Source organism: Mesorhizobium sp. BH1-1-5 (assembly GCF_020165615.1).
Taxonomy (GTDB): domain Bacteria; phylum Pseudomonadota; class Alphaproteobacteria; order Rhizobiales; family Rhizobiaceae; genus Mesorhizobium.
On sequence record NZ_JAIUIM010000053.1, the window covers coordinates 1 to 8,193 of the forward strand.

The 8,193-nt window shown below is 62.8% G+C and carries 10 protein-coding genes and 1 tRNA gene; 7 read left to right on the forward strand and 4 right to left on the reverse strand.

All coding sequences use genetic code 11. The features are described 5' to 3' along the window. The first annotated feature begins 226 nt into the window (after positions 1 to 226). The 3 genes from LB572_RS34110 (at position 227) to LB572_RS34120 (ending at position 2,778) form a co-directional block, all read left to right on the forward strand. Positions 227 to 874: an outer membrane protein gene (locus LB572_RS34110; protein ID WP_224670892.1), complete on the forward strand. Its 648-nt coding sequence runs from the start codon at positions 227 to 229 to the stop codon at positions 872 to 874. Between the two features lie 303 nt (positions 875 to 1,177). Continuing rightward, the gene (locus LB572_RS34115) at positions 1,178 to 1,426 is read left to right on the forward strand and encodes a hypothetical protein (RefSeq protein WP_224670893.1); all 249 of its coding nucleotides are present in this window, start codon (positions 1,178 to 1,180) and stop codon (positions 1,424 to 1,426) included. Between the two features lie 503 nt (positions 1,427 to 1,929). Then, on the forward strand, positions 1,930 to 2,778 hold the full coding sequence (locus LB572_RS34120; protein WP_140809353.1) for a tyrosine-type recombinase/integrase: 849 nt from the start codon (positions 1,930 to 1,932) through the stop codon (positions 2,776 to 2,778). 9 nt (positions 2,779 to 2,787) lie between these two features. Here the strand turns inward: LB572_RS34120 and LB572_RS34125 are convergent. After that, positions 2,788 to 2,872, reverse strand: a tRNA-Leu gene (locus tag LB572_RS34125). 338 nt (positions 2,873 to 3,210) lie between these two features. Here LB572_RS34125 and LB572_RS34130 point away from each other — a divergent pair. Together LB572_RS34130 and LB572_RS34135 are read left to right on the forward strand one after the other, a co-directional pair. Further along, positions 3,211 to 3,798, forward strand: coding sequence for a YqaA family protein (locus LB572_RS34130; protein ID WP_140809355.1), 588 nt, complete (start codon positions 3,211 to 3,213; stop codon positions 3,796 to 3,798). Between the two features lie 23 nt (positions 3,799 to 3,821). Then, a complete protein-coding gene (locus LB572_RS34135) occupies positions 3,822 to 4,340 on the forward strand; it encodes a disulfide bond formation protein B (protein WP_140809357.1) in 519 nt (172 codons plus the stop codon). A 166-nt stretch (positions 4,341 to 4,506) separates the two neighbouring features. Here LB572_RS34135 and LB572_RS34140 read toward each other — a convergent pair whose 3' ends face one another. Together LB572_RS34140 and LB572_RS34145 are read right to left on the reverse strand one after the other, a co-directional pair. Beyond that, complete coding sequence (locus LB572_RS34140; protein ID WP_140809359.1) at positions 4,507 to 5,064, reverse strand: HNH endonuclease; 558 nt, start codon at positions 5,062 to 5,064, stop codon at positions 4,507 to 4,509. A 111-nt stretch (positions 5,065 to 5,175) separates the two neighbouring features. Next, positions 5,176 to 5,835 (reverse strand): DNA-3-methyladenine glycosylase family protein, encoded by a 660-nt coding sequence (locus LB572_RS34145; protein WP_224670894.1) that lies wholly within the window; start codon positions 5,833 to 5,835, stop codon positions 5,176 to 5,178. Positions 5,836 to 5,915: 80 nt separating this feature from the next. Here LB572_RS34145 and gluQRS point away from each other — a divergent pair, with 80 nt between their 5' ends. Then, positions 5,916 to 6,788, forward strand: coding sequence for a tRNA glutamyl-Q(34) synthetase GluQRS (gene gluQRS, locus LB572_RS34150; protein WP_224670895.1), 873 nt, complete (start codon positions 5,916 to 5,918; stop codon positions 6,786 to 6,788). Here the strand turns inward: gluQRS and LB572_RS34155 are convergent. Further along, the gene (locus LB572_RS34155) at positions 6,785 to 7,072 is read right to left on the reverse strand and encodes a hypothetical protein (RefSeq protein ID WP_140809363.1); all 288 of its coding nucleotides are present in this window, start codon (positions 7,070 to 7,072) and stop codon (positions 6,785 to 6,787) included. The two genes, gluQRS and LB572_RS34155, sit on opposite strands and share 4 nt — an antisense overlap. Before the next feature lie 155 nt (positions 7,073 to 7,227). Between LB572_RS34155 and LB572_RS34160 the strand changes: the two genes are divergently transcribed. Beyond that, complete coding sequence (locus LB572_RS34160) at positions 7,228 to 8,127, forward strand: DMT family transporter (protein ID WP_224670896.1); 900 nt, start codon at positions 7,228 to 7,230, stop codon at positions 8,125 to 8,127. The last annotated feature ends 66 nt before the right edge of the window (positions 8,128 to 8,193 follow it).

Sequence of the window (8,193 nt, forward strand, 5' to 3'; positions counted from 1 at the left end):
GAAGTCGCTTCGTTACGTTCCGGCGCAGCGTGCAGGCATCTGATTTTGTGCTGCGCTTTCGAAACCGTGCTGTGAGGGTGTGGCTTCCACGCATCTCCCGAACAATATCCACGCCCTCGAACTTGTCGGCGTTGACAACAGAAGGCGTTCCGCGACATTGCTATCCACTCGGTTGGTGACGTTGGGGCATTCATCCGACCTGAGCATGGCAACAAAGGGTATTCCCGTGAAACAGATTCTTCTTGCAACCGCTCTCGTCCTCGCGACCGGCACCGCCTACGCGGCTGACGTTTTGCAGGAGGCACCGGTTGCTGCTTCCTATGACTGGACCGGCGCATATATCGGCGTGAACGCTGGCGGTGGTTTCGGCACGTTTAAGCTTTCTCCTTCTGGCGGCGGCCCTGGCTCTATCGACCTCAGTGCGAGCGGGTTCCTGGGAGGCATTCAGGCCGGTTACAACTGGCAGGCTGGCCAATTCGTCTACGGCGTCGAAGCCGACTTCCAGGGTGCCGACATCAAGGGCGACCTATCGATCGGCGGCCCCTTTCTCGAAACAAAGATTGACTGGTTCGGCACGCTACGTGCTCGCATTGGTTATACGCCCGTCGACCGCTTCTTGGTCTATGGCACTGGCGGTTTGGCCTACGGTCACGAAAAGATCTCTGCCCCCGGCCTCGACTTGTCCAAGACCAAGGTCGGCTGGACCGTTGGTGCGGGCGCTGAATACGCCATCACCAACAATTGGTCGCTCAAGTCTGAGTATCTTTACACGGACCTGGGTAAAGCGACGTTCAACCCCGGTGGTGGTGGTGTTGGTGTTGACGTCAAAGTCCCCTTCCACACCGTTCGCGTTGGTCTGAACTACAAATTCTAGTTTATCGGCGGACCTTAACAGAAAGCCCCGGCAAAATTGTCCGGGGCTTTTTTGTTGCGCGGCAATCTGTAGCCGCAGCGGAGCAGGCGCCGGATTGGTCGCGTGCTTCGCGACTCCTGCGGCCTTGTTCCAACAAAAAAACCCGCCGGCAGAAGCCAGCGGGTGAAAATGGTTGGCTATGGTTTCGACCCCGCCAAGGGACGAGCCACTACAATGCGCGCATGTCGGCGCGTGCGCTTTCACAAATGATAAGGCGCCGGTCGCCCTTTTCGTCGAACCCAATCCGCATTATGTTCCGCGCCTATGTCGCGCAACACGGTCCTTCAGCTCATCGCCGCGGTGATCACCATCGCGGTCCTGGCCGTTTTGCACCAGGGGCTCGATTGGTTCCTCAGCAAAACGTCGATCGATTTCATGGTTGGCGTGTTCGTCGGTATGGCGCTGATCCTGCTGGTCTGGATTTATGAAGACCGAAAAGAACGACGCTCACGGCCGGTTGGCGGCGGTAGGGGCGCCGAGCAACAAAGCGCGCGCCACACGATCGACCTGTGACTGCTGCAGCCTGGAGCCGCGACCAGCCTTCATCAACGCGTCGAGCACCGCGCTTTGCTGAGGTCCAGCCGTCAGGGTCCGCGCCATATCCGATATCGCTTTCTCGTTGTCGCCGTTGCTCAATGCGTCGATCACCCGCTCCACAGCTTTCGTCCCGGCCGCGCGGGCTGCGCCACGTGCACCGCCTGCGATAAAGCCCTCGCGAACGCCAAAGCCTCGGCTACCGCCGCCGTCAATGGCGTCCTGAGCGGCGATGCGCGCGGCAGTTTCGGAATTGCGCGTCACGATGTTCGATGTGTCGGCAAAGAGTTTTTCGCGATCGAGCAGGTCGATGATAGCCTTGGCCTTGTCCTGGCCGAACAGCGTCGAGAGGCGCCCCGATAAGCCCGCCCTTCAGGGCCTCTTTTGTATCCCCACCTGACCGAACCGCTGCGTCGCCACCGCTGATCAGAGCCCCTGAGCCGATACTGGCGCTATAGCGCAAGGGTGCCGACGCTACGCCGATGCCGAATGCCTCGGGCGCGGCCGCCATTGCCGGCAGGGTGCCCTTCGCGCTGATGGAGCGCAAGCACGTCCTCGAAATCCGGGACGAAATCCGATCGACGGCCGGCGCTCAAAACGAGGTCGTCAAGGTGATATCGGCGATGTTCGGATGGGCGGTGGATGCAGGCGTTGCCGCGGTCAATCCGGCGCTGCGCATCAAGCGCCTCTATTCTGGCGACGGCTTCCATTCCTGGACGGTCGACGAGTTCGAGGCCTACAAGGCGAAGCACGCCAGCGGCACCAAGGCGCGCCTTGCGCTGTATCTCGCCATGTTCACCGGTCTCCGTCGCGAAGACCTTTCCATTGTCGGGAAGCAGCACGTCAAAGCTGGATGGTTGACCATCCGCCCGGGCAAGACCGAGAAGAAAACCGGTGTCATCGTCGAACTGCCTATCCTGCCTATTCTGCAGGCTGAGATCGACGCTGGCGCGGCCGGCGCCATGACGTTCCTCGAATCGGAATGGAAGCGACCGTTCACCGTCAACACGCTCGGCAACAAGATGCGCGACTGGTGCGATCAGGCTGGGCTGACTGAGTGCTCTCTTCACGGCTTGCGGAAACTCGGCGCCTCGATCGCGGCCGAGAACGGCGCGACCGACGAAGAGCTGATGGCAATCTACGGATGGGTCACAAAGGCGCAATCGACGCACTACACCAAGAAGGCTAGGCGCAAGCTGATTGCCGGCCGAGCCGCCCACAAACTGCTATTCACGCCGGAACAAAAAATGGACGAAGTTGTCCCACCGGATCAGGCGGTTGAAGAAAGTGGGGCAAAAACCGAAGAAAAACCCAATAAAATCAGCGCCTGATTTTAGTGGTGGTGCCCCTAGCCGGGATCGAACCAGCACTCCTTGCGGAACTCGATTTTGAGTCGAGCGCGTCTACCAATTCCGCCATAGGGGCTCAGGCCGGGCGGCCTGGATGGGCGCGGACTATACGGTTGGACGGCCTTTCGTCAACTGGGCTGTTGCGGATTTACCGGCGCCGCTTCGGCCAGACAGCGTCCTGCGGTTTTGTAAGGACCGCCGCCATTGTGCGCCGCGAAAAATCTTTCTAGAGAGGCAAGCGTTTTTGGTGCCCGGGTCGATAATGGCGGCTGCGGCGCTTTGGGTCCTTGTTTCGTGCGTTCCGGTGGCCGAAAACCGCTGCGCCGTTTGGGGTGACATGCATTAGGGCAATTCCGGGAAAAGTGCGCTGCGGTTTTCCGTCAGGAATTGCGTCAACTTGCATTAGGAGAGCCGATGCTTCGCGGACTTTACGACTGGACCCTGTCGCTGGCGGCGCGCAAATCCGCCGAATGGTGGCTGGCCTTCATCGCCTTCGTCGAAAGCTCGGTGTTCTTCATCCCGGCCGACGTGCTGTTCCTGCCCATGGCGCTGGCGCGGCCCGAACGCGCCTATCGCTACGCGCTGACCGCCACGGCTGCTTCCGTGCTGGGCGGCATAGCCGGCTGGCTGATCGGCTACTATGCCTACGACACGATAGCCCGGCCGATCCTGGAGCATTTCGGCGGCCTTGCCACGTTCGAGAAGTGGCAGTCGTCCGGCGCCGGACTGATGCTGGTGCTGCTCGTCACATCGGGCGCCGCGCACCTGCCACCGATCAAGGTGGTCACCATTCTGGCCGGCGCGCTTCACGTCAATCTTCTGGTCTTCATCGTCTCGGCCATCGTGGCGCGCGGCGCCCGCTTCCTGCTGCTTGCCTGGCTGCTGCGCCGCTATGGCGAAGAGATCAGGGAGTTCATCGAAAAGCGCTTGGGATTGATTGTCGGCGCCGGCGCCGCTGCCCTGATTTTGCTCTATATCCTCGTCAGATACGCCCACGGATAGCGACGCAACGACGGATTCCATCGATGACCGCGACCATGAATGCCGACACCGGACGCCAGCGCACGCGCGCGGCGCTCTTTCTTGCCGTCGCGATGGCAGCGACCGTCGGCTCGGCGTTGGCCTTCCAATATATCGGCGGCTACATCCCCTGCCATCTCTGCCTCGAGCAGCGCACGCCTTACTATATCGGCGTGCCGCTGATGGTGCTGGCGGGGATCGCCTCGATGCTGCGCGCGCCGGCTTGGGTAACGCGCGGCCTGCTGGCGATCGGCGGCCTTTTGATGCTCTACGGCCTCTATCTCGGCGTCTACCATTCCGGCGTCGAATGGGCGTGGTGGAAAGGTCCGGCCGACTGCACCGCCGGCGCCGGTCCGGTCGACACCGGCGGCAAGGGCGTGCTCGACGCGCTCGACAAGTTCGTGCCACCCTCCTGCGACAGGGCGGCGCTTCGCATCCTCGGCCTGTCGCTCGCCGGCTGGAACGCCATCGCCAGCCTCATCCTCGCCGCCGTCGCCTTCCGCAGCGCGCTGTCGCGCGACTGAACCAACTCGATTGAGTAGCACGACGCAGAGTTCGGACAAAAAATTCGGCAGGCTGAGTCGGCTGGCGCGGCTTTCGAGAACCGGAGCGGAGCGTACTGAAGTACGTGAGCACCGGAAGCGCAGAAAGCTGCGGCAGACGGCCGGGCTCGCGGATTTCTGCCGAACTCTAGGGTTCGAGTTCGACATCCCAGTAGAGATAATCCATCCAGCTTTCATGCAGATGGTTGGGCGGGAACAGGCGGCCATTGTTGTGCAGGTCGTGCACCGTCGGCTGGTAGGGTTTCTGCAGCGGCCACATCTTGGCCTGGGCCGGCATCATGCCGCCTTTGCGAAGATTGCAGGGCGAACAGGCGGCGACGACATTCTCCCAGGTCGTTGCCCCGCCGCGGTGGCGCGGGACGACATGGTCGAACGTCAGATCCTCCGGCGTGCCGCAATACTGGCACTGGAAACGGTCGCGCAGGAACACGTTGAAGCGGGTGAAGGCGGGATGCCGCGACGGCTTCACATAGGCCTTCAGGCTCACCACGCTCGGCAGTTTCATCGAGAAGGTCGGCGAGGAGACGGCGTGCTCGTATTCGGCGACGATGTTGACCCGGTCGAGGAAGACAGCCTTGATGGCGTCCTGCCACGACCAGAGCGACAGGGGGTAATAGCTGAGCGGACGGTAGTCCGCATTCAGCACCAGCGCGGGAAGCCCATCCGGAGATACGGCAACCGTCACGTCCTTCGCCTCCTTGCTTCTAGAACCGAACGGCGCGGATACTGTAAGCCCGACATGACAGGGATGTGAAGCGGATTGTCGTGCGACCAAATCCCCAAAAACGCATAATTTTCAGCGTTTTTCGGCCATTTCGACAGGCGGCGCCGCCTCCCTTCCCTTCAGTTCGCGGTAGTAGGCCCAAAAAAGCCGCGACGCGACACCCCGCCAGGGGCTCCATGATTCGGCCAGTCGGATAAGCACTTTCTCCGGCGGGCGCGGGTCGATGCCGAGCGCATGGCCGACCGCCGTCTGCAGCGCGACGTCGCGCGCGGGAAATACGTCGGGATGGCCGGCGGCAAACAGCAGGTAGCACTCGGCCGTCCATGGGCCGATGCCGGGCACGGCCGTCATCGCCGCGATCGCGTCGCCGGAGTCCAGCGTGCACAGGTGATCGAGATCGAGCCCGCCGGCCACGGCTTCGGCGACGGCGAGCAGCCCGCGCTGCTTCGGCCGCGACAGCCCGGCCTCGCGAAATATGTCCTCGCCGGCGGCAAGGATCCCCTGTGGCGTCAGAGGATCGACCAGCTTGACCAGCCGCCCAAAGATCGCGTCAGCGCTGGCGCGGGACACTTGCTGCGAAACGATGATCGAGGCGAGGCTTTGAAACCCTGGCTCCGACAGCCGAAGCGGCACTTCGCCCGCGTTGCCGCGCACGGTCTCCAGCCGCGGATCGATCCGGCAGAGCGCGTCGAGCCCTGCCGCAATGTCGTCGAGCGAGGCGATGCGTTGCACGTTGCTTGTTCCCAGGGCGACAAATGATGGCTAACTATCAACCGGCGGAAGCACCTGACAACCTGAATGCCGCCTGAAAGATGACGCTCCTGACATTCCGCTTCGCGCCGAGCCCCAATGGCGAGCTGCATCTCGGCCATGCTTACGCAGCCCTGCTCAACCAGGAGATGGCGGCGCAAGCGGACGGACGCCTGCTGCTGCGCATCGAGGATATCGACATCACGCGCTGCACGCCCGAGTTCGAAGCCGGCATCTTCCGCGACCTCGAATGGCTGGGATTGAGCTGGGAGCGGCCGGTGCGCCGCCAGTCCGAGCATTTTGCCGAATACCGGGCGGTGCTCGACCGGCTGATCGCCGAGGAGCTGGTCTATCCTGCTTTCATGAGCCGTGGCGAAATCCGCGCCTTCATCGCCGAGACCGGCGGCCGCGACTGGCCCCGCGATCCGGACGGCGTGCCGCTCTATCCGCCGCTCGACAAGGCACTGCCGGTGAAGGAACGCAAGCGGCGGATCGCAGACAACGTGCCGTTCGCCTGGCGGCTGGACGTCGAGGCGGCGATGGCGCGCCTCGCAGCCGACCTGTCATGGATAGAGTTCATGGACGAGACGATGTCGGCGACGCGAACTGTCGCGGCACAACCGCAGGATTGGGGCGACGTCATCGTCGCCCGCCGCGACATCCCGACCAGCTACCATCTCGCCGTCGTTCTCGACGACGCGCTGCAAGGCGTCAGCCATGTCGTGCGCGGCCAGGACCTCTATTCGGCGACCGGGGTGCAGCGCCTGCTGCAGGAACTGCTCGGCCATCCGCAGCCGCGCTATTTCCACCACCGCCTGATCCTTGGTCCGGATGGCCGCAAACTATCCAAGAGCTTCAGGGACACCGGTCTTGCCGCGCTTCGCGAGGCGGGCATGCCTGTTCGGGACGTCAAGCGTCTTCTCGAACTTGATTAAAGTCGCGCCATCCCGGCCTTGATCAGCGCCAGCACGCTGATGAAGGAAAAGGCGCCGCCGAGCCCCCAGGCGACCGCCAGCTTGAGATCGCTCAGGCTGATGCCATGCTTGTTGGCGACCGTCACGGCGGCGAAAAAGCCGAAGATGAACAGCAGCGTGTTGCCGGTCGGGCCGAAGCCGCTCTCCTTCATGATGGCGTCGAGCGCCGTGCCGAAGAAGAAGCCGAAGGCCGCGATGATGGCGAACGCGAACAGAAGCCAGGTCGTGTCGAGATGCAAAAACATGCCCCACCATGGCGCGGCGATGCGCCATGCCCCTCTTGGCACGGTTTGTTGAATTCAACTTAGCTTATGGATCAACCGTTTCGTTTTGCTTGCGGGATTGAACGGCATTAGAGCAATTGCCGTCATCAACCGTTCATCCCGGCAGCCTTCCCCCCATGCAGAGCATCAAGCGGTTCATTCCCGCCACCTTCGTCGTTCTGTGGGCGACCGGCTTCATCGGCGCGCGCTACGCCATGCCCTGGGCTGAGCCTTTCACCTTTCTTGCCATCCGCTTCGTGATAGCGGCGATCCTGTTTGCCGGTCTGACCGTTCTGCTCGGCTCGCGCAAGGCGACGCGCGACGAGGCGCTGCACGCGACGATGGCGGGCGTCCTCATGCACGGCGTCTATCTCGGCGCCGTCTTCTGGGCGATCCACAGGGGCATGCCGGCCGGCCTCTCCGCGCTGATCGTCGGCCTGCAGCCGCTGATCACAGCCGTGCTCGCCGGAAAATTCCTGGGCGAAGCGATTCTGCCGCGCCACTGGGCCGGCCTTGCGGTCGGGCTGCTCGGGGTGGTCATCGTGCTCTGGCCGAAGCTCGGCGCACTCGGCGGCGGCGTGACGCCGGCAACGCTGACCGCCTCGCTCGTCTCCGTGCTCGGCATGAGCGCCGGCACCATCTGGCAGAAGCGCTATGCCTCGGGCGGCGATTTGGTCTCGGCGACGATGTGGCAATATGTCGGCGGCTCCGCCGTGATGATCCTGGGCTCGCTCGCCTTCGAGACGCGCGCCGTCACCGTCAACGGTGAGCTGATCTTCGCCATGGCCTGGCTGGTTCTGGTGCTGTCGGTCGGCGCCATATTCCTGTTGATGGTGATGATCAGGGACGGCGAGATGTCGAAGGTCGCCTCGCTGTTCTACCTCGTGCCGGCCGTAACCGCGGTCATTGCCTGGGTGCTTTTCAACGAGCAGCTCAACCTGCTGCAGATCGCCGGCATGGCGATCGCCATGCTGGGCGTCGCCCTGGCGACGGCGCGGCAGGCCAAGGGAAGGGGAATTGGGGAATTGAGGAACTGAGGAACTGAGGAACTGAGGAACTGAGGAACTGAGGAACTGAGGAACTGAGGAACTGAGGAACTGAGG

What these genes read in the sequence shown, in the direction of transcription:
- LB572_RS34115 (WP_224670893.1), top strand. Translation starts at nt 1,178, where the DNA reads ATGTCGCGCAACACGGTCCTTCAGCTCATCGCCGCGGTGATCACCATC.
- LB572_RS34120 (WP_140809353.1), top strand. Translation starts at nt 1,930, where the DNA reads ATGCCGAATGCCTCGGGCGCGGCCGCCATTGCCGGCAGGGTGCCCTTC.
- LB572_RS34130 (WP_140809355.1), top strand. Translation starts at nt 3,211, where the DNA reads ATGCTTCGCGGACTTTACGACTGGACCCTGTCGCTGGCGGCGCGCAAA.
- LB572_RS34135 (WP_140809357.1), top strand. Translation starts at nt 3,822, where the DNA reads ATGACCGCGACCATGAATGCCGACACCGGACGCCAGCGCACGCGCGCG.
- gluQRS (WP_224670895.1), top strand. Translation starts at nt 5,916, where the DNA reads ATGACGCTCCTGACATTCCGCTTCGCGCCGAGCCCCAATGGCGAGCTG.
- LB572_RS34155 (WP_140809363.1), bottom strand. Translation starts at nt 7,072, where the DNA reads ATGTTTTTGCATCTCGACACGACCTGGCTTCTGTTCGCGTTCGCCATC.
- LB572_RS34160 (WP_224670896.1), top strand. Translation starts at nt 7,228, where the DNA reads ATGCAGAGCATCAAGCGGTTCATTCCCGCCACCTTCGTCGTTCTGTGG.